We start from the raw sequence: 24,495 nt of genomic DNA on the forward strand, positions 1-24,495 counted from the left end.
ACAGCATTGCCGATCCCCTTCTTTTGTCCTTGATGCAGATCAGACGAGATTGAAGGATTGTCTCGGCGTTCGGGTATCCGGTTCATCGTGGATACCCTGGCTGGTGATCATTCCTTTGCCCCGAGTGTCGCCATATACCGTGCGACGGATTCGGCATCTGCCTGAGAAAGTGCATGATCCACCTGCTTCATCTGGGCACCGTTGGGGCGTTCTCCGCTCTGCTGAAGCACCATGATCTGGTGGGTCATATAGCTTGCATGCTGGCCCGCCACCCGTGGAATCTGCCCATTGCCCCCGCCGTCCGGACCGTGGCAAGCGCTGCATGCAGCGACGCCCATCTTAGGCAAACCCTGGCGAAAGATCAGTTCTCCGCGCGCATCTGGCGTATCGGCTTCAGCCTTCATGGCACGCTGGCTTGAAAAATAGTCGGCCAGTTCGGTGACCTGAGTCGCGGTCAAATGGGTCAGTCCCCCCATGTACCGGCTGCCGGTTGCATCGCTGCGCATATGTTTTTTGAAGTCGGTCAGTTGTAACTGTATGTACTCTTTTTGCTGGCCTGCCAATTTTGGAAACATCGGCGAGACAGACTCTCCCGTCAGCCCATGGCACAACGAACAAACGCTGTCCGCCATGGCGATCCCGGACATGGGGGACGAGTCCTGGAGCCCTTCTTCGCTCGTACCGGTACAGCCCATGAGCGTGGCCAGGCAAAGGGCTAGAACATGAGGTGACCGATTGTCCGTACGCTGCATGCCCTTAACGTTCATGACCTGTACCCCCGAGTTGCGACAATCATTATCTTCTCTTGGGGGATTGCGCCCTTTATTGACAAACCTCAAGCAATCCTCTGGAGCGCCGTGTAGGAATAATCAAGAAGAAGGACACAGAACATCCGAATCGTTAACGCTCTGTGTCGAGACACTGCGCAATGATTTCGGGCGGTTGAGCCTCTGTTACGACCCTGGCGCCATGCCGCCGTCAGTAACCCACTCTCTGGGAGATGACGTTCATGAACTCTACCTCGCAGAAACTGCTCGAAAAACTCTACGGCCAGCAACATCACGTTGATACGGCGCACATAGCCCCTGTTTTGCGTCAATACGCGGAACCACTGCCGGACCTGGACGCCCCCGCTTTCGGCGACATGTTCGATCGCTACGCTGATGCGCGCATGGTGATGATCGGTGAGGCGAGCCATGGAACCAGCGACTTCTATCGAGCCAGGGCAGCGATCACCCAAAGGCTGATCGAGCAGCATGGGTTCAATATTGTGGCAGTGGAAGCAGACTGGCCGGACGCCGGCCATGTCGATCAATACGTCCGAGGGTTGGCGCATTCGGCGTGGAAGCGCCATATCTTCAGTCGATTTCCGACCTGGATGTGGCGCAATAGCGAGGTGAAGGCATTCGCCCACTGGCTGCATCAGTTCAACCACCAACAGGCCCCTGACCGTCGCGTCGAGTTTCGCGGCCTGGACGTCTACAGCCTGCGTAATTCCATTCATGAAGTGCTGGGCTATCTGGATCGGATCGACCCGCATCTGGCCCGTGAAGCCCGACGGCGTTATGGCTGTTTGACCCCATGGCAGGATGATCCTGCCCTGTACGGCCATTTCGTCGAGCGTGGCGGTGTGATGCCCTGTGAACAGCCAGTAGTCGAACAGCTCAACGTCATGCTGGCCGAACAACTGACCGGGCTCATCCGCAATGACGAAGCGTTCTTCAATGCGACGCAGAACGCCCGGGTCGTGATGGCGGCGGAGCAGTATTACCGCGCAATTTATCGAGGGTCGACAACCTCCTGGAACCTGCGTGACCGGCACATGTTCGATACGTTGCGCGCACTGCTCGAACACCGGGGCCCGCAAGCCAAGGCCGTGGTGTGGGCCCACAACTCCCATATTGGCAACGCGGGCGCGACGGAGATGGGCTGGAAGGGGCAGTTCAATATTGGTCAATTGTGCCGTAACGCCTTTGGACGCGATGTCGTGCTGATCGGCATGGCCACTGACCGCGGCCAGGTGGCTGCCGCCGATGACTGGGACGGCGAGATGTTGATCAAGGACATCCGCCCTTCCCGGCCGGACAGCTGGGAACATCAGTTCCTCAAGGCCGGGGTGGCGGCGTCCCTCACCGACTGGCGAGACCCGCAGCGAAAAGAATTGCGCAGAGTCCTGTCCACGTCCTTGCTGGGGCGAGCAATCGGTGTAATTTACCGCCCCGAAAGCGAGCGGTTCAGTCATTACTTCGAATCGATGCTGGCTGAACAATTCGACGCCATGATCTGGATCGAGCAAACCAGGCCGGTAACCGCGCTGCCGCTGCCGAAAAACCAGCAACTGGAAGCGGAAGACGAAACCTATCCGTTTGGCGTGTGAGGATAAGTGCACGCCCCCTCAGGGGTGGGAACATGCAGGTATTTTTCAAACCAGTCGCCAGCGAGCCTGGCGACTTCCTCCAGGGTACCGGGCTCTTCGAAAAGATGGGTGGCGCCATCCACGACTTCCAGTCGTTGCTCGCACCGCAGGGTCTGGCTGCTCTTGCGATTCAAGCCCAACACCACCGGGTCCTGTGCCCCGACAATCTGCAAGGTCGGCGCTTTCACACGGGCCAACGCCGGGCCAGCCAGATCGGTTCGCCCACCCCGGCTGACCACTGCCCCTACCACTTGTGTGCGCTCGGCGGCCGCCACCAGTGCTGCGGCAGCGCCGGTACTGGCGCCGAACAGACCGATCCGCAGCGAGCGCAACTCGCGGTCCAGGCCGGCCCAGTCAATCACATCGATCAACCGTCTGGCCAACCGAGGAATATCGAAACGCAGCTCCCCGGTCAGATTGTCCAGGCGCTGCTCCGGTTCCGTGAGCAGGTCGAACAACATTGAACCCAGGCTTCGACGGGCCAGGACATCGGCCACATATTGATTACGGGGGCTTGAGCGGCCACTGCCGCTGCCATGGACGAAGATGACCAAGGCGCGGGGGTTCGTCGGCAATCGCAATTCGGCGGATAATTCAACGCCCATCAGGTCCATGGATCGATATTGAAGTTCAAACATCGACAGGCTCCGGAGTGGAGCCGTGCGAGGATTCCCGCTGCCAGGCCCGTTGTATGAGATCAATGACTTCTTCATCCGGGGTCTGGGAAAAATCCATGTACCAGTAGCCGATCGAGATCATCCACTCGGGCATGAGCGGGCAGATCACCTCTTCCACTTCACCACGCAATGCCTCTACCGTTTCAAGGGGGGCAACCGGCACTGCGACAACAATGCGTGACGGCGCCTGCGCGCGCACTGCATGGACCGCCGCCATCATCGAGGCGCCTGTCGCCAGACCGTCGTCGATCAGGATCACCACCTGATCCTTGAGTTGCGACGGCGGCCGGGTTCCGCGATATAACTGCTCACGACGCGACAGCTCCCGTGTTTCCCGAGCGACCACGGCCTCGAAACTGGCTTGATCGATCGGATGCGCCTGCAGCGCGTCTTGATTGAGTACTTGTATGCCACCGCTGGCAATGGCTCCCATGGCGAACTCCGGGCGGGAGGGAACACCGAGTTTGCGGACCAGCAACAGGTCCAGACGAACGTCCAGGGCCTTGGCGACTTCATAGGCAACCGGAACACCACCACGGGGCAAGGCCAGGATGATGACGTCGGGCCTGTGGGCATATTTGAACAATGGCTCCACGAGACTTCGACCAGCCGCGGCCCGATTCTGCAGGGTGGTTTGCAATGAGGGACTCTGAATCACAATAGAACCTCCTCAGGCGATTGCACCTGTCGTTTCGTAGTACATGGCCCTGTCCGCTCTAGACCGCCAGAATGCTGCAAGGCACCTGATATAGGATGTGTTCGGTCGTGCTGCCCAAAAGCTTGTCCAGACCATGAGACTGGACTCTGCCCATCACAATCAAATCCACATTGTGTGCATGGGCGAACTCACTCAGCACCGAAACAGGGTGCCCCTCAATGAAATGCCAACGGTCAGGGGGCACACCATATTGATCAGCCAGATTGAGGAACGAATTTTCCAGTTCCTTGCGCAACTGACTGCCAAGGTCAGCAAGCGCCAAGCCACCGCCGCCCAAGTCGCCCAGATAGGCCGTTGACGTGTCGCAGGCGAACAGCAAGTGCAACTCGGCCTGACACTGCAAGGCGAGACCGGAAGCCTGCTTGATGATCCGCTCATTGAGTTCGCTGCCCTGAGGCTCGGTATTCGAAGCGTCAACCGCTGCCACGATCTTGCGCGGCAAGGCAAGTCCTCCTTCACCGACCAGATAAACAGGGATTGGGCAATGACGCAGCAAACGCCAGTCCAGCGGAGTGAAGAACGCACGCTTGAGCGCTGGTTCATGCTGCACTTGTTTGATTAGCAAGTCCGGCTGCATTTCCGCCACGTGATCAAGAATGTCTTGCTGCATGTCATCGGCCCAAGCCACTTCCGTTGTCACGTCGATTCCCCTGCCATGCAGGTTTTTCGCCTGGTCCTTCAACCAATCGTGATGATCCTGCAGGAAGCACTCTCGAGCCTTTTCCCGGTCACCCTCTTCGAGTAGCGACAACAGTTTCCACGACGGAATCAAGGCAGCAATATGCAGACTCGCCCCACTGGCCTTGGCCAGGGCCGCTGCGTGGTTTATGGCCTGTGAATGGCGCAGGGCCGGGTTGATGATCAGTAATAAGCGTTGATATTGGCTCATGATCTGACTCCAGATGGGGCTTTGCGCCTACAGTTACCCACTACGGAAACAGTTGATATGTCCGCGTGAACAGACACCCGCAGTTCCAGTTCAGCGTCCTCCGTTGAAGCCACCCTGGCGTTGATTTATATCAAGTGACCGTGCAACACCAATCATGCCCCTGCATCTCCCGGCCCCTGGAGCAAGTCCTGCACACGCGAACATGGGATTGGCGTTCCTTGGCTGAATACGTATTTCATTTCACCGCGGTTGATCAATATCAATCCGGCGAGGGCCAATGGGGCTACCTTGACCAAACCGCACTCGCACGAGGTGCAGTGCACAGGGCTCACAGGAGGTTGCTATGTCGAGCATGTTGGCGAGTCAGCGGTTGCGTTTGTACGACAGCGATGAACTCGATGACGTGTTACAGGCGATGACGCGCCAGGTCGCTGGTCTGTTGCCGCCCTGTCAAACGGCACTGATTGGCATCCAGCGCCGTGGCGAGCCTCTGGCTCAGCGCTTGCGCCAGCATCTTTCACATCAAACCGGTCAGCCGGAACTGCCCCTCTACCCCCTCAAGGTCAAGCGTTATGCCGATGATCTTCAGGTGCTGCACGCGCATACCCAATTAACCGAGAATCCGCTTTTGAGTGAATTGGACCTTGCCAATACCACCCTGCTGGTGATCGATGATGTGCTTTTCGAAGGCCATTCACTCCTGCGCACCTGCGCGTATCTGGCACAACTCGGGGCGCGTCGGGTCTACACTGCCGTATTGGTGGACCGCCATGTTTGCCAACAGCCGATTCATGCCGACATTGTCGGCGTGCATCTGCAAGTGGCGGCCGGTGACATCGTCGAATGCAACGTACCGCCCTACGAAACGGAGTTTTGCATTGATGTTGTTCGTCACGGCGCCGCGCGCTGACCGTTCGAGGGTCGTCCGTCGTTCAGACTCGACAGCGGCCATGCGCTATAGATGATGGATATGTGCCATTTCAGGTGAGGCGCAGTTGATATCCGGCCTCCAAGGAGCCTCTGCATGCGTGCCCTGCCCCCGCTTCTTTTTGCCCTCAAAGGAACCGAACTGTATGCAAGCAGCGTCGCTCAGCGGCTGGGTTGCCAACTGGCGAGCCACGAAGAGCGCGACTATGAAGACGGCGAACATAAATGCCGACCGCTGGATCGGGTCAGCGGTCGTGACGTCGTGGTGTTCCATTCCTTGTATGGGGATGCCCAACAGAGCGCAAACGATAAGCTGTGTCGCCTGCTGTTCTTCTGCGGTGCACTCAAGGATGCCGGCGCTCGTCAAGTGCAGGTGGTGACGCCCTACCTCTGCTACGGGCGCAAGGATCGCCGCAACCAGCCACAGGACCCGACTATTACGCGTTATGTAGCCGCCTTTTTTGAAGCCAGTGGCGTGGATCGTCTGATCGCCCTGGACGTGCATAATCCGGCAGCGTTCGACAACGCCTTTCGCATTCCAGCCTGGAACCTGCAGTGCACCGAACTGTTCGCAGGGCATTTCGCCGGGCTCGTCGGCGACGCCGAAGTCGTTGCGGTTTCCCCGGACTCAGGAGGCACCAAGCGCGCCGAGCAGTTTCGTCAAGCCCTGGAGCGGCAACTGGGGCGTTCGGTCGGCAGTGCATTGATGGAAAAGCACCGCGATCATGCCACGCTGACGGGTAATCTCTTGATCGGCGAAGTCTCAGGCAAGACAGCCATTGTGTTCGACGACCTGATCAGCACGGGTGAAACGCTGACGCATGCCGGTTACGCCTGCCAAAAGGCCGGCGCTGTCCGGCTGTTCGCAGCCGCCACCCACGGTTTGTTCACCGCTGGCAGTCGGTTGTTCGACCAGCCTCTTTTTGAACACATTGCGATCACTGATTCCGTGCCGCCGTTTCGCCTGCCGCCTGAGTGTGTCACGCGTCACCTGAAGGTACTCGACAGCACGGCCCTGACCGCCACCTTGCTGGCGGAAAATGGAGCCTTTGATCAGGTCTGAGCATGTGCCCGTGCCAATGAGCGGCCGGGACCTCGAGCCTTCACTAGACCGCCAGTACGCTGCAGGGCACCTGGTACAGGATATGTTCGGTCGTGCTGCCCAGAGGGTGCTCCAGGTCCTGGTACTGGGTTCTACCCATCACAATCACATCCACATGATGCTCGCTGGCAAATTCACTGAGAGCCGTGACGGGGTGACCCAAAACGAAATGCCGGCGGTCGGCGGGAACGCCGTATTGGCTGGCAAATGCCAGAAACGACTTTTCCAACTCCTTGCGCCCCCCTTTGCTCAGCGCTGACAGTTTCAAGCTATCGCTCAACTCTTGCAGATAATCTTCCGAAATGTCATGGGCATAGAGCAGGTGCAACTCGGCATCACATTGTATGGCGAGGTTGGAGGCCTGTTGGATGATGCGGTCATTGAGTTCGCTGTGTTCAGACTCGCCAGCCGACGCGTCAACCGCCGCCACCACCATGCGGGGCAAGGCGTGACCGGTCCCGCCCACCAGGTAAACCGGTACCGGACACTGGCGCAGCAAGCGCCAATCCAGCGGGGTAAAGAGCGCGCGTTTGAGCGCTGATTCATGTTGAATTTCTTTGATCAACAGGTCGGGCTGCAATTCTGCGACGTAATCCAGAATGTCTTGCCTCATGTCATCAGTCCAGGCCACCTCGGTAGTTACGTCGATCCCTCTGCCACGCAAGAGTTTTTCTTGGTCCTTCAGCCAATCGCGATGGTCCTGCAGATAACGTTCCCTTGCCTTTTTCCGGTCGCCATCTTCGAGCAGCGACAACAATTTCAACGGTGGAACCAGGGCCGCGATATGCAACCGCGCGCCGCTGGCCCGGGCCAACGCCGCAGCATGGTTGATTGCCGGAGAATGGCTCAGGGCAAGATGGATGATGAGTAATAACCGTCGGTACTGGCTCATGACTCGACTCCAGACAGAGGGGGCTCGATGCCGGATTCAGCACCTGAGTTCAGATTGCTCCACCGAAATGTTGCTGGCGTTGATAAATATCAAACGGGTCGGAACTTCCCTTCTTCACACTGCCCAAGGGGCCGCGGACAGCCTGAAGACGAGGAGTATCACGTGAGTATTGCTCAAGAGGAGGTCATCGCCTTTCTCTCCAGACCGTCCAGTTACGACGCGTCCAACCGCCCGGTGGAACGTATCGAAACCCATGGTTCTGTGATCTTTCTGCACGCGAACCGCGCCTACAAGCTCAAACGCGCGGTCGCGTTTGCCGAGCTGGACTTCCTAAGCCTGCAAAGCCGTAAAGATGCCTGCGAAGCAGAATTGCTACTCAATCGACGAACGGCGCCAATGCTGTATTTGAGCCTGTGCCCGATCAATCGCCGGAAAGATGGTCTGTTGCAGCTCAACGGTTGCGGCCCCGTGGTCGACTGGCTCGTGGTGATGCGCCGCTTTGCTCAGAATCTGTTGTTCGAGCGCATGGCCGTCGAAGGACGGCTGACCGAATCCATGATGGAACGGTTGGGAACCGAGATCGCCCGTTTCCATGCCAGCGCCGAAATAACCCCTTCGTTCGGTCGCATCCCGGACTTGTACAAAGAAATCGAGAAAAACCACAGGGAAATGTGTCGCTACCCGCAAATCCTGGACATCGCGACCGTCAATGCAATCACCCACGCCTCGAAGACGATGCTGGAATCGTTGATTGGGTGCCTCGAATCACGTCGCCGCGGGGGGCGCGTCCGGCGCTGTCATGGTGATATGCGCCTGGCCAATATCTGCCTGATCGACAATCATCCGACACTTTTCGACGGGATCGAATTCAGTGAACGGATCGCCTGCATCGACGTGCTCTACGACCTGGCGTTTGTGCTGATGGACCTGCAACATCATGGCCTGAACAGATTGGGCGCACGTCTGCTATCCAGTTACGTCAATCACAGTGTCATGGAGGAAGATTGCCAACCCTTGGCTTTTTTTCTTTCTCTGCGTGCGGCTACGCGCTGTTTTTCACTGGCAAATGGAGCGCTGCGCCAAGCTGATACAGCCAAGCAAAATGAAAAAAAAGAAAGATCCATCCAATTGATGCACCAGGCACAGGCTTACTTGCAAAGCGAAAGCCTGTTGCTCCATCACCTGACAATGAACGAGTCCTCATCGTGTTGAACAGGTCGCGTCCATCATTCAGGGAACGGTGCCTGCACAGGCGTTTCCTTTTCCGGAATGTCAGTCATGGTCGCCTCGGTCAGCAGCAGGATACTGGCGACTGAAACCGCATTTTCCAGGGCAATGCGTACCACCTTGGTCGGATCAATGATGCCGGCTTCGTACATGTCCACATAACAATTGGCGGACGCATCGAAGCCTATGTTTCCCGTTTCCGTGAGCATGCGCGCAACCACAACGCCAGCGTCCACTGCTGAGTTCTCGGCGATGAGTCTGGCCGGCGCTTCCAGCGCCCGGCCAAGTATCTGCAGACCAGTCCTGGCATCGCCCTCGTGTCGGCCTTCTTCGGATGCGATGATCGGCACAGTCTTGAGCAAAGCAAGGCCACCTCCAGGGACAATGCCTTCTGCAATCGCCGCCCGAGTCGCCGAAATGGCATCGTCCAGCGCATCCTTACGCGCCTTCATCTCAGCTTCGGATGGCGCCCCGACCCGGATCACCGCGACACCGCCAGATAATCTGGCCAGTCGCTCCTGGAGTTTTTCACGATCATAGTCACTGGTGGTCGCGTCCATTTGCGCGCGAATCTGCTGCAGACGCGCCTCGATAGCCTCGCGAGTACCTGCACCGCCAATCAACGCCGTGCTGTCTTTTTGCACCACTACGCGATGTGCCCGTCCCAATTGGCTCAGTTCCACCTGTTCGAGGGAGATACCCAATTCGTTCGAAACCATGGTAGCCCCTGTCAAAACTGCCATGTCCTGAAGCATCTCCTTGCGTCGATCCCCGAAGCCCGGCGCCTTGACCGCCACGGCTCGCAGTACCCCTCGCAGCTGGTTGACGACCAGCGTGGTCAATGCCTCACCTTCGATGTCATCTGCGATCAGAACCAGTGGTTGTCCACTCTTGGCAATCAGTTCAAGCAATGGCAGAAGATCCTTGAGTGCACCGATCTTGTGGTCACAGAGCAGCAAGTAGGCATCGTCGAGTTCGACCTGCATCTTCTCGGTGTCCGTGACGAAGTAAGGTGAGACATAGCCCCGGTCAAAGCGCATCCCTTCCATGACCTCGACCACTGTTTCGGTGGTCTTGGACTCTTCCACACTGACGACCCCTTCAACGCCGACCTTTTCCAGGGCGTCTGCCACCAACTGACCTATGACGGTATCGTTATGCGCCGAAAGCGTGGCGACCTGGGCCTTTTCCTTGAGGGTACTGACTGGGCGCGACTGGGCTGCAAGTGATTCCAGTACCAACAGCAACCCACAATCCAGGCCGCGTTTCAGGTCGATCGCACTGGCCCCCGCCACGACGTTGCGTATGCCATCGGCCAGCATTGCATGGGCCAGCACCGTTGACGTACTGGTCCCGTCCCCGACTGCATCGCCAGTGCGCTCCGCAGCTTGACGCAGCATTTGCGCACCGAGGTTTTCCTCGGGGTCTTGCAGGTCAATTCGTTTGGCAATTGTCACGCCGTCATTGCAGACCGTCGGGTTACCCCACTTGTTCTGGATCAACACCGATTTTGATTTGGGGCCCAGCGTAACGCGCACGGCATCCGCCAACTGGGTGGCGCCACTGAGGATTTTCTCGCGAGCGGCTGAACGAAACATGATTTTACTGTGAGCCATCAGATTGCTCTCCCGGCCGGTGCGTCCTTGCAGCTTCTATCAATGGCCCCCTGCAAACTTGATTTTTATCAATAAAATCGCCACGCCGGCGCAGCCTTCAGGCTCCTTGGCCTGCAGCTCATGCAACCGGCAATGCTGTGCGATGAGCGACTGGCGACGCATGATCGCGAGTTGACCCAGGTCAATCCGCACCGCTCGAATTCGAGCCCAAATAAACCTTGTCATCCCGGCGCGTACCGGAAAAAGGAAAAAGCCGGGCACGTCAGTTAGCGTATCCGGAATCGGGATGAGCAGTACCAGGCGAGGATATGTTAAATGCCCAAATTTGAAGAATGCCAGAAGACCGGATAGACACTTCTGTGTTTTCAGAGGGAAAAATAATGGAGAACATCGACACGCAAACAACCGAACAGCCAACTCATCGGCCACCGATCAACGATTGCGCCGAGCTGTTCATTGAAGCAGACCGGTTGAACGAGCAAGCCTACGCCCTGTTGAGCGAGCCTGTTTCGACGCTGTCCATCCATGAATTTTCCGAAGCGAAAAAGCGCGCGGAAGAAAAGTACCAGCAAGCCCGGCGGGAGTGGTTATGCACCAGGGACACGAAGGATCGATAATCACTCGATGGCAGGCCGATCAGCCCCCCGCCTCGACATCGGCCGGGGGGTGTTTTTTGTCAGAGGAGTGAGTGTTCAGGGGAACTGATTGGGGTGAGGTCGACGCTATCGCGATACTCCGGCACCGATACCGACCAGCCAAGTTCCAGGCTGATACGGCGGCGCAGCACATCCGAGGCGTTTGGCTCGCCATGCACCACAAAGGTGTGTTTGGGTGGTCGCTTGAACCCACGCAGCCACTGCATGATTTCATCGGCGTCAGCATGCGCCGACAGGGTTTGCATCGGCACCACCTCAGCGTTTATCGGCACGTCCCTGCCATGGATGCGAACGGATGGACTGCCTGCAACAATCTGCGCTCCGCGGGTGCCACCTGCCTGAAAACCCGGCATCAGCAGCGTATTAACCGGATTGGGAGCCAGCGCCTTGAGGTGATGGACGACCCGCCCTCCGGTCGCCATGCCGCTGGCGGCGATAATCACCGCCGGAGTGCGTTGCTGATCGAGTGCTCTCGAGTCCTGGACGGTCCGGACGAATTGCGCCACATGGCACATACCTTCGCAGTCCTCCAGGGATAATCTGTGCTCGCTGCGAAACCGCTGGTACAGGACCGTGACGTCGGTGGCCATCGGGCTGTTCAGGTAGATGGGAATATCAGGAATCGCTCTTTGGCGTTTCAACTGATAAAGGTGATACATCAACAATTGGGCACGTCCCACCGCGAACGATGGCACCAGCGTAATGCCTCGGCGCAACGCGGTTCGGTTGATGACCTCAGCCAATTGCTCCTGCGGCGAGTCGACTGGATGCTTACGGTCGCCATAAGTCGACTCCACCAGCAAGTAATCTGCCTGCTCTACGGCTTCCGGTGCGAACATCAAAGGATCATCAGGTCGCCCCAAATCCCCTGAAAACACCAAGTCCATGCCATTGGCGCCCACTTGCACCGTTGCCGCACCCAGGATATGCCCGGCGCATCGTAGCTCGATGGTCATGTCAGGGACAATTTTAACTTTGTGGTGCAACTCCACAGGCCGTAACAGTTTTAGTGCTTGCTCGGCATCTTGCTCAGTGTAAAGAGGCAGCGCCGGGCTGTGCTTTGAAAAGCCATGCCGATTGGCGAACTCAGCCTCTTCTTCCTGTAGGCGACCACTGTCTAGTAGCAGAATTTTCACCAGCTCACAGGTCGCTGGCGTGGCGTAAATCGGGCCGCGATAACCATTGCGCACCAGTACGGGTAGATAGCCGCTGTGATCAAGATGGGCATGGGTCAGCACGATAGCGTCCAGGTCGCTGACCGGAATCTGGAACGGGTCACGGTTGTGTAATCTCAGTTGCTTGTAGCCCTGAAACAGACCGCAATCGATCAGCACATGTTGGTTACGATTTTCCAGCAAGTACTTGCTGCCCGTGACCGTGCCCGCGGCACCCAGAAATGTGATTCGCATGGCCGTTTCCTTGAACATTCAGGGGAGCGCTATTGATTGCGCCTTTTGGCTCAAGACCAGTTGATTTTTATCAACTGCAAGCTCGACAGCTCCCCTTTCAATCAAGTGGCGGCAATGGTTTGACGATCATCAAGCTGCACGGTGCCCTGTTCAACACACTCTCGACGGTACTGCCGATAAACCCGTTTTTCCCGTCGGTATACCTCGTCCCCAACACCACCATGTCAATGGCATTCTGTTGAGCAAAAAGGGCGATTACCTTATGGGGAGTACCTGTCAGTGAATGCCGGCATGGAAGCTGGATGCAATAGCGTTCAGCAAGTTCATCGAAGGCTTCTTGCTGGGCATCCTCAATCGCGTCCCGCAAACTGTCATCCAGACTGCCTGTCGGCAAACTTCTAGACGCATCGTTCATCACTGACCAACTTCTGACATTGAGCAGGTGCAGCGCGGCACCGCAACTGGCCGCCAGTGTGGAAGCAAGGTCGAGTACTCGGTCATTCACCCCCTGAGTCAGTTCTTCCAGATGGGACAGGTCGATCGCCGTGAGAATTTTCAACGGTTTGGGGTGCACGGCACTGGTCACCAGGTGCAAGTGCGCCGGACATTTGCGCAGCAAATGCCAGTCCAGGGGTCGATGAAAGGCCCGGTCGAGTGCCGGCACATAATGAGTGTCCTTGATCACCATATCCGGATGAAAGTCATTCACGTACTCAAGCAGGTGCGTCACGCTTGATCGGGCCCAGACCACTTCAGTGGTCACCTGCAGGCCGATGCAACGTTTAAAGCGCGCTTGCTGTTCCAGCCAGTGCCGATGCACCTGTAAATACCCCTCCCGCGCCTGGACCATCGCATCATGGTCAAGCAAACCTGCCACCGCCAGTGCCGGGACATAATCGAACGCGACAATATGCAAAAACGCACCGGTTGCGCAGGCCAGTGCATATGCACGTTCAAACGCCGGAGTAAGGGTCATTTCGCCAGGGGCTATCAATAGAATGCGTTTGAGTTTGAGCATCACGTGCCTCTCCCTGAAACGTTTACCTGGATGATTGCAATTCTAATCTCATGCTTGGGGGGTTATCGCTTGTCATTTGCGACTTGCCTTCTCCAGCATCCGCTTCAGGCGTTCATTTGCTTGATCGGCTGCATTTTGCGCCTGTGCGGCCGCGGCCTCTGCCAGCTCGGCTTTGATGTACGCCTCGTCGGCCCTGAGCCGTGCCGTGGCGGCATTGTTTTCGGCATTTTCCAGGCGTGCGTCGATTTCCTGGGCATGCTGATGACTGCAACCGGCCGTCATCGCCAGCAAAATGGCCAGCACTGCAATGGACAAGCACTTGTTCATGATCTTCCCCTCGGCGTGTGCAACTGCAAATGCAGTGGTTCAAGTATCTGGCGGTATCCGTTGGCAGCACTGACTTTTATCAACTAAATCGGTGGCCGTACGCCCCTTGCGTGCTCATAGGAAGATTATTGATTTACCTCAACGATTTTCCTGTGCCCAGGCGTAGAAAAATACTGAACGGCAATCATCGTTTGCCCCTGGTCGGCGCCACGACCCAGAGCCACGCCCATGAAAAAAAATCACCAATGGAACTTGTCTCACTTCGCGATTGCGTTTGTTGTGCTGACCCTGGTTCAAATACTGTTTTTCGAACGCAATGTCGTGCAAAGCATTCCATACAGTCAGTTTGTGCAGTTGCTCAATGAGCAGAAGGTCAGCGATTTACGGGTCGAGAAGGATCAGATCAGCGGCAAACTGCAAGAGCCCATCAACGGGCATCAACAGTTTTCCACGGTGCGGGTGGATCCGGTGCTGGCGACTGAGCTGGGGCGTTCGGGCGTCGGCTTCACCGGGGTCAACGAAAGCTCGGTGCTTAATGGCCTGCTGGGCGTGCTGCTGCCTTTTGTCCTGATCATGGTGATCTGGCATTTCCTGTTTCGCGGGCTGGCGGAAAAACAAGGTGTCGGTGGGTTGATGAGCATCGGCAAGTCCCGGGCCAAGGTGTTTGTGCAGCGCGAAACCGGCGTGACCTTTGCCGATGTGGCGGGCATTGATGAGGCCAAAGCCGAGCTGGTGGAGATCGTCTCCTTCCTCAAGGACAAAGCCAAATACTCACGCCTGGGGGCGCATATTCCCAAGGGCACGTTGCTGGTCGGCCCGCCGGGAACAGGCAAGACGCTGGTGGCCAAAGCCATCGCCGGTGAAGCCGGCGTGCCTTTTTTCTCGATTTCGGGATCCGAGTTTGTCGAAATGTTCGTGGGAGTAGGCGCCGCCCGAGTGCATGACCTGTTCGAACAGGCGCGGCAGGCGGCACCTTGTATCATTTTCATCGACGAGCTTGATGCTCTGGGTAAAATGCGAGGCGTTGGCGCGTTTGGCGGCAATGACGAAAAAGAGCAGACGCTCAACCAGCTACTGTCAGAGCTGGACGGATTCGATCCCCGTGAGGGCGTTGTGCTACTTGCCGCTACCAACCGGCCAGAGATTCTGGACCCTGCACTGCTTCGGGCCGGCCGGATCGATCGGCAGGTGCTGATTGACCGCCCAGACCGAAAAGGCCGACAGGCGATCCTCAAGGTCCATCTGCAAAAAATCACCGTGGAGCCCGTCCTCAATGCCGAGCATATCGCCGACATCACCACAGGCTTCACCGGCGCGGATCTGGCCAATCTGGTCAACGAAGCCGCCATCGTGGCCACCCGTCGTGGAGCCGATGCAGTCAACCTCGACGATTTCACGGTCGCGGTAGAACGTATCGTCGCGGGGATTGAGCGCAAGAGCAGTGTGTTGCGCCCCGAGGAACGCCAAGTGGTGGCGTATCACGAGATGGGGCACGCTCTTGCCGCCAGCAGTCTGCCGGCCATGGACCCGGTACATAAAGTCTCTATTGTGCCCCGTGCCATTGGCTCGCTGGGCTATACACTGCAGCGTCCGACCGAAGATCACTTCCTGATCAGTTGTCAGATGCTCAAGGACCGGATCGTCGTCCTGATGGCCGGTCGCGCTGCCGAATTCCTCGCTTATGGTCAGATTTCCACTGGAGCTGCCGATGACCTGGCCCACGCAACGGATATCGCCCGCCAATTGATCACCCGGTTTGGCATGAGCGCTGAGCTCGGTCAGTCCGTCCTGGAGCGACAAAACACGACGTACCTGGGTGACCGCATGCCGGGGCTGGGTGAAAAAGACTATTCGGAACAGACAGCCAGGGAAGTCGACCTGGGCATTCGAGCCCTGCTCGATGAAGCCTATGGGCGGGCCAGGGCTTTGCTCGAAAGTCGTCGGGCAGATCTGGACGCCGGGGCACACCTGCTACTCGAAAAAGAAACTCTGACGCCTGAAGACTTTCCAGCACTCATGCCTGTACAGCGTGACCCTGATTCACCGTAACCCCCTTGGAAGATGGAGTCGGTCATGCTGGCAGTCACACTGATCAATACGCTGGTGGTCATAATCGCCGTAGTAATCCATTACGAATGTCTGTTACGCCTGAACGATTGGCTACCCCGGCTCAAGCTGTGGAGCCGCTTCAGAATTGTCGTCGGGGTATTCGGCGCCCTGCTGGCTCACGCGATAGAGGTCTGGTGCTTTGCACTGGTTTATTACCTGATGGTGCACTCCGGCAAATGGGGCGGCCTGACGGGCAACTTCGACGGTACCCTGATGGACTGCGTTTACTTCTCCTTCACGACCTACACGACGATCGGCTTCGGTGATATTTCGCCGATGGGCAACCTCAAGTATTTGACCGGCCTGCAAGCCCTGACCGGGCTGGTACTGATCACGTGGACCGCATCCTTTCTGTTTCTCGAAATGCAGAAGTACTGGAAGCGCAAATAAACCCTTTTGCGCACATGACGCTCTCAACTGTCACCAAGTTGCAATCGGATCTAGACCGCCAGAACACAACAAGGCACCTGGTACAGGATGTGTTCGGTCGTGCTGCCCAAAAGCTTACCCATCCCATGGGACTGGGTTTTGCCCATCACAATGACATCCACTTGATGTTCGTGGGCGAACTCACTCAATACCCTGACCGGATGCCCCTCGATGAGATGTCGCAGCTCAGAGGGCACGCCGTACCGACCAGCCAGCCGCAGGAAAGATTTTTCCAGATCCTTGCGAAGCGATTGGGTGAGTTCAGCGAGTGCGAGATTCCCGAAGTCCGCCAGAAAAGCGGCCGAGATATCACAGGCGTACAGCAAATGCAGCTCGGCATTGCATTGCATGGCAAGGCCGCGTGCCTGTTTGATGATCAGGTCGTTCAACGCGTTGTCGGCTGTCTCTATTTCCGATACTTCGACCGCTGCAACAACCTTGCGTGGCAACACGAAGCTGCTGCCGCCCACCAGATAGATCGGTATCGGGCAGTGGCGCAGCAAGTACCAGTCAAGCGCGGTGAAAAAAGCCCGCTTGAGTGTTGATTCATGCTGGATCTGCTTGATCAACAGGTCGGGCTGCATGTCCATGACATGATCGATGATGTCTTGTTTCATATCTTCGGCCCAGGCCACCTCCGTGGTCACGTCGATCCCTCTGACACGCAGATGTTCAGCCTGCCCCTGAAGCCAGTCGCGATGGTCCCGCAGGTAGTGCTTGCTAACCTGATCGCAGGCGCCTTCTTCAAGCATCGAAAGGCCTTTGATCGGGGGGATCAACGCCGCAATATGTAAACTCGCCCCACTGGTCCTGGCCAGCGCCGCGGCATGGTTGATTGCTTGAGAGTGACGCAGGACCGGATTAATCATCACTAACAACCGTTGATACTGGCTCATGACTGGCCTCCAGTCGGGTAACGATTCAATGCAACGGCCGCCCCAGGGACTCAGCGGCCCACTCCCGGCGTCCATCGCCAGTTCAGTACTTCAGGCATGTCCTGTCCATGCTCGATGAGGTAGAGCTTGTGTTTTTCCATGGTCGACCAATAGCGCGAACGAGCGGTTTGCAACTGATCGTGCAACCGGGGCACCCGCTCGATGACGTCCAGCGCCAGCCGATAACGATCCATGTTATTGATCACGGCCATGTCGAACGGCGTCGTGGTGGCGCCCTCCTCGTTGAAACCGCGCACGTGAAAATGCTCATGATTGGTGCGCTTGTAAATCAACCGGTGAATCAGCGCGGGATAGCCATGGAAGGAGAAGATGACCGGTTTGTCGACGGTAAAGAGCTCGTTGAACGCCGTGTCCGGCAAACCATGGGGGTGCTGGAAGGACGGCTGAAGCACCATCAAGTCCACAACATTGATCACCCTCACCCGCAAATCAGGTATGTACTCGCGCAACAAGGTCACGGCGGCCAGGGTTTCCAGGGTTGGCACGTCACCGGCACAGGCCATCACCACGTCCGGGTCGTCATCCTCGCGACAGGCCCAATCCCATCGACCGATACCTGCCTGGCAGTGGCGCAGGGCCGCGTCGATGTCCAGCCACTGCCATTCCGGTTGTTTACCGGCGACGATGACGTTGATGTAGTCGCGGCTTCTGAGGCAGTGGTCAGCCACCGACAGCAAACAATTGGCATCGGGCGGCAGGTAGATGCGCACCAGGTCCGACTTCTTGTTAGCCACCAGATCGATGAAACCCGGGTCCTGGTGGGAGAATCCGTTATGGTCCTGCCGCCAGACATGGGACGTCAGCAGAAAATTGAGCGAAGCGAGCGGTTTGCGCCACGGCACCTCGGCGGCGGTTTTCAACCATTTGGCATGCTGGTTGACCATCGAATCGACGATATGGATAAAGGCCTCGTAACACGACAGAAAACCATGGCGTCCGGTCAGCAAATACCCTTCTAGCCAACCCTCGCAAACCTGCTCACTGAGGATTTCCATCACCCGGCCATCGGCCGCCAGATTGAGGTCTTCCGGCTCTAGCGGGTCCATCCACGCCTTGGCGCTGACGTCATAAACCGCGTCGAGGCGGTTCGAGGCGGTTTCATCCGGGCCGAACAGCCGGAAGTTGCCGGCGCTCAGGTTGTTTTTCATGACATCGCGCAAGTACGTGCCCATGACCCGTGTCGCTTCGGCACGCAGGGTACCGGGGACGTCACATTTCACGGCATAGTCGGTAAAGCACGGCAGATCCAAGGGGCGCAACAACAGGCCACCATTTGCATGGGGATTGGCGCTCATGCGCCGATGTCCGGTGGGCGCCAACGCGGCCAACTCGGGGAGCAAGGCGCCGTTGGCATCGAACAATTCATCAGGACAGTAACTGTTGAGCCATTCTTCAAGCTGGCGCAGGTGCTGCGGCTGCCGGAAATCGGCCAAAGGGACCTGATGCGCCCGCCAGGTGCCTTCAACCCGATGACCGTCGACGAACTTCGGCCCGGTCCAACCCTTGGGCGTACGAAGTACCAGCATCGGCCACAGTTGGCGTTCCGTTGGCTCATTTTGCGGATGCTGGCGCGCGACGCGCTGAATCTCGGCAATTTTGAGCAACATCGTATCCAGGGTTCTGGCCAGCGTCTGATGCACCTCCGTGGGGTCATCGCCCTCAACGAAATACGGATCGTAGCCGTAGCCATACATCAGGGCCGACAGCTCGTCCTCGCTGATTCTGGAGAGCACCGTGGGGTTGGCGATTTTGTAGCCGTTGAGATGCAGGATGGGCAGCACCGCACCGTCACGCGCGGGGTTGAGAAACTTGTTGGAGTGCCAACTGGCCGCCAGCGTACCCGTTTCGGCCTCGCCATCACCGATCACACACGCGACGATCAAGTCGGGGTTATCGAACGCGGCACCGTAGGCATGGGCCAGGCTATATCCCAGCTCGCCCCCTTCATGAATCGACCCTGGAATTTGCGCCGACACGTGGCTGGAAATTCCATACGGCCAGGAAAACTGCCGAAAAAGACGGACCAGGCCATTAACATTGCGCTCCACCGAGGGATAGCATTCGGTATAGGTGCCTTCCAGATAAGTCTGCGCCACCAGTGCCGGCCCGCCATGACCGGGGCCGGCGATGAACAGCATGTTCAGGTCGTGCTGGTTGATCAGCCGATTGAGGTGCGTATAGATAAGGTTCAGTCCCGGCGTCGTGCCCCAATGGCCCAGTAACCGGGGCTTGATATGTGCCAGGGTCAGGGGCAACTTCAGCAACGGGTTGTCCTTGAGGTAGATCTGCCCGACCGCCAGATAATTGGATGCCCGCCAATAGGCATCCAGCCCTTCCAGTTGCTCGGTATTCAGAAAGTCGCTCATCGCAATTCTCCCCCCGTATCCCAGTCACCGATCAATAGAGTTGATTTTGTGAGTCTGGAAGGTTTGAAACTTGATTTAACTCAAGCAATTCAACTCCGTTGAGATACTGATCTGAAACAAAGCCAGATCTGGATCCACTCGTCGAATCGCTCGGGTTTACGACTCTTTTTTCCACGTCCAAGGTGATCTAGAAACTATGCTAATTAAGCTGGTATGGAGGGCTTCCATGTGACTGAAACTCGAACCTATCGCGACCAACATCTCAAAGCTGTCTGTTCCAGTTGTAGCGTCTTGGAATTGTGCCTGCCGCTTGGCTTGACCGGTGTGGAAATCGAACGTCTTGACACACTGATCATTCAGCGACTCAAGGTCAAAAAAGGCGCAGCGCTATTTCGCGCAGGCGATCCATTGCGTTCGCTGTATGCCGTGCGGATCGGTTCGTTCAAAACCAGCGTGCTTTCGGTCGATGGTCGCGAGCAAGTCACGGGGTTCCATATTCCAGGCGAAATGCTCGGTCTGGACGCCATCAGCACGGATCTGCATACCTGCGATGCGGTTGCCCTGGAGGACAGCGAGGTCTGCCCCATCCATTTTGCTCATCTGGAAAAACTTGCCCGAGAGCTGCCTTCACTGCAGCACAACCTGAACAGGATTCTCAGCCGGGAAATTGTTCGCGATCACGACATGCTGATGATGCTGGGCAACATGAACTCGGATGAACGCCTGGCCGCTTTCCTGCTGAATATGTCGCAACGCTTGAACTCTCGCGGTTATTCCTCCCGTAACTTTGTGCTGAAAATGCGTCGGGAGGAAATAGGCTCTTACTTGGGCCTGCGCCTCGAAACCATCTGTCGCGGCATCGCGCACCTGCGAGACCAGGGCTTGGTGGAAATAACCGGCCGCGACGTTAATATCATGGACCTGGACGGGCTCAAGCAACTGATCGTGGGCTGCCATCGTCACCTGAGGTGACATCTGCCGTCCGGAGAGTCTTCATGCGTGCCATGGTTCTGCATCGCCCCGGCCAGCCGTTACAACTTGAAGAGCGCCCCATTCCTGCGCCTGGCTCACAGCAACTATTGATCAAAGTTCTGGCCTGCGGCGTGTGCCGTACTGATCTGCACCTGGTGGATGGCGAGTTACCCCAAGCGCGGCTGCCGCGGGTGCCTGGGCATGAAATTGTCGGCGAAGTTTCGGCAGTCGGTGTAGACGTCGCGCCCGAGTGGATCGGCCGGCGGGTGGGTGTGCCCTGGCTGGGCTGGACCTGTGGACACTGTGGTTTCTGCCGCTCGGGTCGAGAGAACCTCTGCGATAAGGCCCGGTTCACCGGTTGCCATCTGGACGGGGGGTATGCCGACTACACCGTAGCCGACGCACGTTTCTGCTTTCCGATACCCGAGACACTTTCCGACACACAGGCCGCTCCACTGCTGTGTGCCGGACTGATCGGCTTTCGGGCCCTGCAAATGGCCAAGGGCGCCCACCATCTGGGCCTTTATGGATTTGGCGCAGCGGCACATTTGGCCATCCAGGTCGCCCGTGGACGCAAACAGAAGGTGTATGCCTTCACCCGTCCAGACGACAGCGAGGGCCAGGCTTATGCCCGATCGCTGGGCGCCGAATGGGCCGGGCCTTCGGATCAACCTCCGCCGCACCTGCTCGACGCCAGTCTGATTTTCGCCCCGGTCGGGGCGCTGGTACCGCTGGCGCTGGCCGTCACCATCAAGGGTGGCTGCGTGATTTGCGCGGGCATTCACATGAGTGACATTCCAACCTTCCCCTATCGACTCTTGTGGGGCGAGCGCAGCGTTCGATCGGTGGCCAACCTGACCCGCGATGATGGCACCGCGTTTTTCGAGGAATTGCAGCACACACCGGTTCACTGCGACGTCACCCGTTTTGCCCTTGATGATGCCAATCAGGCGCTGGAGCGGTTACGGACCGGGCAATTCAATGGCGCAATCGTGCTCACTCCCTGACGCGCTGCCTGACTGCCAGAATACTCCCCGGCACCGAGTACAGCGCCCGCTCAGTATTGCTGCCGATCAGCCGGTCGATTCCCACCCGATGCACAGCGCCCATTACCACCACGTCGGCCAAGTACTCCTCGACGAATCCACTGATCACAGGCACCGGCAGCCCCATAACGAAATGGCGTCGTTCTGGCGGCACGCCGTGGCGCTCCGCCAGAGTAATAAACGCTTCATGCAAGGATTGACGCAGCTCCTCAATATAGTCCACGCCCCAACCGCCCCCGGCCAGTGGTGCATCGCTGTTGAAGACGGGCGACAAGTCATAGGCGTACAGCAGGTGTAACGGCGCATCGCATTGAAGGGCCAAGGTATTGGCCGTCTGAATGATGGTGTCGTTCAAACCGCTGATTTGTGTCGACGGATCGAACGGGTCCACTGCTGCCACGATCCGGTGTGGCAAGCTGTAACGAACGTGGTTGACCAAGTGCATGGGAATTGGGCATTCACGCAACAAGTGACAATCGAGCGGAGTAATGAACACCCGCTTGAGCACGGGTTCAAGAGTTACATCCTTGATCAGCAGGTCAGGCTTCAGATCTTCGACTGTCCTCAAAATGTCCAGTAACGGATGGGTGGTGAAGACGGCTTTGACCGTGACCTCCAAATCCAGGTCGCTGAGCCGATCGAACTCTTCGGCTTCCCAGCGGCGATAGCGACGCAAATAGCGCTGCTGCTCTGCGTCGTCGATTTTTTCCTCCCACAAATGCACCACCGGTGTTGGCTCAACAAAGGCCCGCACATCCAGAACTGCCCCTGTGGCCCCAGCCAGAGCGGCGGCGCGCTGCATGGCGGGCGACTGCTGAAGGCTTTTATCGACGATCAGTAGCAACCGTTGATATTGACTCATCACACACCTCCGTTCGACCCCGGCCTTCACGTGCCGGCATGCTTCAACACTGCGCTCTGGTGCCTCGTGCGAGTTGATTTACATCAAACACAGGTGAATTGACGCCCCCGACAGCAGTCTCTGATCCAGATCAAACTCCAGCGTAGACAGCGGCGTAGAAAGGCATCAAACGCGGTTGCTTTTTCTGACTCGTCCCCCTTCAAAACCGTGCTGGAGGAATACCCCATGCTCACCGTCAAAGACCACAATGATCGAGCCGCGGCCGCGTATGCCGCGGTCGACGGCCAATACTGGATCGAAGCGCTCAGGGACGGCCGCCACGTGCTGATACGGCCGCTGGCGAAAAAGGATCGCGACCGTGAATATGCCTTCATCAAGCGGCTGTCTCCGGAGTCCCGGCACATGCGCTTTCTCGCGCAGATCAACGAGCCCGGCGCTGCGATGCTCGATCAGTTGATGGACACAGACAACAAACAACGCGTGGCCTACATCGCCCTGGTCCACGACAATGGTCAACTGATCGAGATCGGCATCAGTCGTTACGCGGCCACCGGCGAACATGAATGTGAATGCGCCGTCACGGTCGCCGATGAATGGACGCACCTGGGGCTGGGTACGTTGCTGATGGAGCATTTAATCAAGGCCGCCCGCAAGAACGGTTTTCGCCATATGTATTCGGTGGACGCCGCCAACAATGCGCCCATGCGCGACCTGGCCAAGGCATTGGGTTTCGCGACGAACAATGACCCCAACGACACCCGTCAGGTCATCCACCGTCTTTACCTGTAAAAAATCACCCCGCGATGTTCCGGCCAACGGTTCATCGCGGGGCGATCCAGTCCTCAGGATTACAGCATTCGTCCCGGCTTGATCGCCAGCACACTGCACGGCGCCCGATGCAAGAGTTGCTCGGCCGTGGTTCCTAGAAGTTTTCTCAAGCCTTTGTGCTGCACAGTGCCCATGACGATGACATCGGTATTGTGGTCCGAGACGAACTCACAAATACGCGGCACAGGTGCCCCCTCGTAAAAGTGACGACGCTCCGGAGGCACGCCATGGCGTTCAGCGATGGCCGCAAACGCGTCATGCTGAGCCGTTCCCAACATTTCATATAGGCCGGTGGCCAGCGGTAAGGCGGCAAAGCCCATGTCCTGAGCGTATACAACCGTCCAGTCATACACATGCAGCAGTTCAAGACTGGCATCACAGACCGCAGCCAGTTTCGTTGCTGCGTCGATAATCTGGTCATTGAACACATGGTCCTGATCCTCATCGCGCAACACATCAATAATGGCCAGTACGTTGCGCGGCCGGGAGTTTAGAGGCGTGGTCACCAGATGCACCGGTACCGGACAATCACGCAGCAGCTGCCAATCCAGCGGCGTGAAAAACACCCGTTTCAACGCTGATTCTTCCTGGGCGTCCTTGATGATCAGCGTCAGCGGCATCTCATTGATGAAGTTCAGGATCTCCTCGTAAGGATGCTGTACCCACACCACTTCGCTGGTGACCTGGACGCCATGCTTGCTCATCAATCCGGCCTGATCCGCGAGCCATTGCCGATGGGTTTGCAGATAGCCGTCCCGGGCCAGACTGAATTGTTCCGGGGCGAAAAGCCCCGCCACCGCCAGAGCTTGTGAATAGTCGAACGCCACGATGTGCAACGGCAATTGCATCGCCAGCGCCAACGCAGCGGCCCGGTCGAATGCCGGTGTCCGAGTCATGGCTGAAGGAGCGATCAAGAGTAAACGTTGAGTCTGCGACATGGGGCACCTCGGCACGCGGCCATTTCAATCCAGGAGTAGAACCACAGGTTGAATGTTCCCCCGCTCTGACCACTTGATTTTTGTCAGTTACCCGCGCGATGTCCATCAGGAGATC

24 protein-coding genes are annotated in these 24,495 nt (G+C 57.5%); 10 read left to right on the forward strand and 14 right to left on the reverse strand.

Translation table 11 applies throughout. The annotated features are described in order from the left end of the window. Nucleotides 1-107: 107 nt before the first annotated feature. Nucleotides 108-647 (reverse strand): c-type cytochrome, encoded by a 540-nt coding sequence (locus KGB25_RS03605; RefSeq protein ID WP_223434249.1) that lies wholly within the window; start codon nt 645-647, stop codon nt 108-110. A gap of 362 nt (nt 648-1,009) precedes the next feature. On the opposite strand from KGB25_RS03605, the gene KGB25_RS03610 reads away from it, so the two are divergent. Further along, on the forward strand, nt 1,010-2,377 hold the full coding sequence (locus KGB25_RS03610) for an erythromycin esterase family protein (RefSeq protein WP_223434250.1): 1,368 nt from the start codon (nt 1,010-1,012) through the stop codon (nt 2,375-2,377). Here the strand turns inward: KGB25_RS03610 and KGB25_RS03615 are convergent. From KGB25_RS03615 to KGB25_RS03625, 3 genes are read right to left on the reverse strand one after another with little or no spacing between them, the layout of a single operon-like run. After that, complete coding sequence (locus KGB25_RS03615; RefSeq protein ID WP_223434251.1) at nt 2,359-3,054, reverse strand: dienelactone hydrolase family protein; 696 nt, start codon at nt 3,052-3,054, stop codon at nt 2,359-2,361. The genes KGB25_RS03610 and KGB25_RS03615 overlap by 19 nt on opposite strands. After that, entirely contained in the window at nt 3,047-3,751 is a 705-nt protein-coding gene (locus KGB25_RS03620; RefSeq protein ID WP_223434252.1) for a phosphoribosyltransferase, read from the reverse strand. Before KGB25_RS03620 ends, KGB25_RS03615 begins: the two co-directional genes overlap by 8 nt. 58 nt (nt 3,752-3,809) lie before the next feature. Beyond that, a complete protein-coding gene (locus KGB25_RS03625) occupies nt 3,810-4,700 on the reverse strand; it encodes a universal stress protein (protein ID WP_223434253.1) in 891 nt (296 codons plus the stop codon). Nucleotides 4,701-5,043: 343 nt separating this feature from the next. On the opposite strand from KGB25_RS03625, the gene KGB25_RS03630 reads away from it, so the two are divergent. Together KGB25_RS03630 and KGB25_RS03635 are read left to right on the forward strand one after the other, a co-directional pair. After that, nucleotides 5,044-5,610 carry a phosphoribosyltransferase family protein gene (locus KGB25_RS03630; protein ID WP_223434254.1) on the forward strand — a complete coding sequence of 189 codons (567 nt, stop codon included), beginning with the start codon at nt 5,044-5,046 and terminating at the stop codon, nt 5,608-5,610. A 114-nt stretch (nt 5,611-5,724) separates the two neighbouring features. Further along, a complete protein-coding gene (locus KGB25_RS03635) occupies nt 5,725-6,690 on the forward strand; it encodes a ribose-phosphate diphosphokinase (protein WP_223434255.1) in 966 nt (321 codons plus the stop codon). 43 nt (nt 6,691-6,733) lie between these two features. On the opposite strand, the gene KGB25_RS03640 is transcribed toward KGB25_RS03635, so the two are convergent. Then, nucleotides 6,734-7,621, reverse strand: a complete 888-nt coding sequence (locus KGB25_RS03640) for a universal stress protein (protein ID WP_223434256.1) — start codon at nt 7,619-7,621, stop codon at nt 6,734-6,736. 162 nt (nt 7,622-7,783) lie between these two features. On the opposite strand from KGB25_RS03640, the gene KGB25_RS03645 reads away from it, so the two are divergent. Continuing rightward, on the forward strand, nt 7,784-8,833 hold the full coding sequence (locus KGB25_RS03645; RefSeq protein ID WP_223434257.1) for a phosphotransferase: 1,050 nt from the start codon (nt 7,784-7,786) through the stop codon (nt 8,831-8,833). 14 nt (nt 8,834-8,847) lie between these two features. Here KGB25_RS03645 and groL read toward each other — a convergent pair whose 3' ends face one another. Both groL and KGB25_RS03655 read right to left on the reverse strand, forming a co-directional pair. Continuing rightward, a complete protein-coding gene (gene groL, locus KGB25_RS03650) occupies nt 8,848-10,464 on the reverse strand; it encodes a chaperonin GroEL (protein WP_223434258.1) in 1,617 nt (538 codons plus the stop codon). Nucleotides 10,465-10,503: 39 nt separating this feature from the next. Beyond that, the gene (locus tag KGB25_RS03655; RefSeq protein ID WP_223434259.1) at nt 10,504-10,725 is read right to left on the reverse strand and encodes a hypothetical protein; all 222 of its coding nucleotides are present in this window, start codon (nt 10,723-10,725) and stop codon (nt 10,504-10,506) included. 119 nt (nt 10,726-10,844) lie between these two features. Here KGB25_RS03655 and KGB25_RS03660 point away from each other — a divergent pair, with 119 nt between their 5' ends. After that, nucleotides 10,845-11,081, forward strand: a complete 237-nt coding sequence (locus KGB25_RS03660; protein ID WP_223434260.1) for a hypothetical protein — start codon at nt 10,845-10,847, stop codon at nt 11,079-11,081. Between the two features lie 59 nt (nt 11,082-11,140). Here KGB25_RS03660 and KGB25_RS03665 read toward each other — a convergent pair whose 3' ends face one another. The 3 genes from KGB25_RS03665 to KGB25_RS03675 all read right to left on the reverse strand — a co-directional run bounded on the left by KGB25_RS03665 (nt 11,141) and on the right by KGB25_RS03675 (nt 13,874). Further along, entirely contained in the window at nt 11,141-12,529 is a 1,389-nt protein-coding gene (locus KGB25_RS03665; RefSeq protein ID WP_223434261.1) for an MBL fold metallo-hydrolase RNA specificity domain-containing protein, read from the reverse strand. Between the two features lie 97 nt (nt 12,530-12,626). Beyond that, complete coding sequence (locus KGB25_RS03670) at nt 12,627-13,547, reverse strand: universal stress protein (protein ID WP_223434262.1); 921 nt, start codon at nt 13,545-13,547, stop codon at nt 12,627-12,629. 72 nt (nt 13,548-13,619) lie between these two features. Continuing rightward, on the reverse strand, nt 13,620-13,874 hold the full coding sequence (locus KGB25_RS03675) for an Lpp/OprI family alanine-zipper lipoprotein (RefSeq protein WP_223434263.1): 255 nt from the start codon (nt 13,872-13,874) through the stop codon (nt 13,620-13,622). Between the two features lie 228 nt (nt 13,875-14,102). On the opposite strand from KGB25_RS03675, the gene ftsH reads away from it, so the two are divergent. Together ftsH and KGB25_RS03685 are read left to right on the forward strand one after the other, a co-directional pair. Next, nucleotides 14,103-15,923, forward strand: coding sequence for an ATP-dependent zinc metalloprotease FtsH (gene ftsH, locus KGB25_RS03680; RefSeq protein ID WP_223434264.1), 1,821 nt, complete (start codon nt 14,103-14,105; stop codon nt 15,921-15,923). A gap of 24 nt (nt 15,924-15,947) precedes the next feature. Next, nucleotides 15,948-16,373, forward strand: coding sequence for a potassium channel family protein (locus KGB25_RS03685; protein ID WP_223434265.1), 426 nt, complete (start codon nt 15,948-15,950; stop codon nt 16,371-16,373). Nucleotides 16,374-16,423: 50 nt separating this feature from the next. Here KGB25_RS03685 and KGB25_RS03690 read toward each other — a convergent pair whose 3' ends face one another. Both KGB25_RS03690 and KGB25_RS03695 read right to left on the reverse strand, forming a co-directional pair. Beyond that, entirely contained in the window at nt 16,424-17,308 is an 885-nt protein-coding gene (locus KGB25_RS03690) for a universal stress protein (RefSeq protein ID WP_223434266.1), read from the reverse strand. Nucleotides 17,309-17,358: 50 nt separating this feature from the next. Continuing rightward, a complete protein-coding gene (locus KGB25_RS03695; protein ID WP_223434267.1) occupies nt 17,359-19,734 on the reverse strand; it encodes a phosphoketolase in 2,376 nt (791 codons plus the stop codon). A gap of 213 nt (nt 19,735-19,947) precedes the next feature. Here KGB25_RS03695 and fnr point away from each other — a divergent pair, with 213 nt between their 5' ends. Beyond that, nucleotides 19,948-20,706, forward strand: a complete 759-nt coding sequence (fnr, locus tag KGB25_RS03700) for a fumarate/nitrate reduction transcriptional regulator Fnr (protein WP_223434268.1) — start codon at nt 19,948-19,950, stop codon at nt 20,704-20,706. A 23-nt stretch (nt 20,707-20,729) separates the two neighbouring features. After that, nucleotides 20,730-21,713 (forward strand): zinc-dependent alcohol dehydrogenase family protein, encoded by a 984-nt coding sequence (locus tag KGB25_RS03705; RefSeq protein WP_223434269.1) that lies wholly within the window; start codon nt 20,730-20,732, stop codon nt 21,711-21,713. On the opposite strand, the gene KGB25_RS03710 is transcribed toward KGB25_RS03705, so the two are convergent. Further along, nucleotides 21,703-22,614 (reverse strand): universal stress protein, encoded by a 912-nt coding sequence (locus KGB25_RS03710; protein WP_223434270.1) that lies wholly within the window; start codon nt 22,612-22,614, stop codon nt 21,703-21,705. The genes KGB25_RS03705 and KGB25_RS03710 overlap by 11 nt on opposite strands. Nucleotides 22,615-22,839: 225 nt before the next feature. Here KGB25_RS03710 and KGB25_RS03715 point away from each other — a divergent pair, with 225 nt between their 5' ends. Next, the gene (locus KGB25_RS03715) at nt 22,840-23,403 is read left to right on the forward strand and encodes a GNAT family N-acetyltransferase (RefSeq protein ID WP_008028083.1); all 564 of its coding nucleotides are present in this window, start codon (nt 22,840-22,842) and stop codon (nt 23,401-23,403) included. A 59-nt stretch (nt 23,404-23,462) separates the two neighbouring features. Here the strand turns inward: KGB25_RS03715 and KGB25_RS03720 are convergent, their stop codons facing one another. Further along, complete coding sequence (locus KGB25_RS03720) at nt 23,463-24,380, reverse strand: universal stress protein (RefSeq protein WP_223434271.1); 918 nt, start codon at nt 24,378-24,380, stop codon at nt 23,463-23,465. Nucleotides 24,381-24,495: the final 115 nt, after the last annotated feature.

It is taken from the genome of Pseudomonas sp. BF-RE-21 (assembly GCF_019947305.1).
Taxonomy (GTDB): Bacteria; Pseudomonadota; Gammaproteobacteria; order Pseudomonadales; family Pseudomonadaceae; genus Aquipseudomonas; species Aquipseudomonas migulae.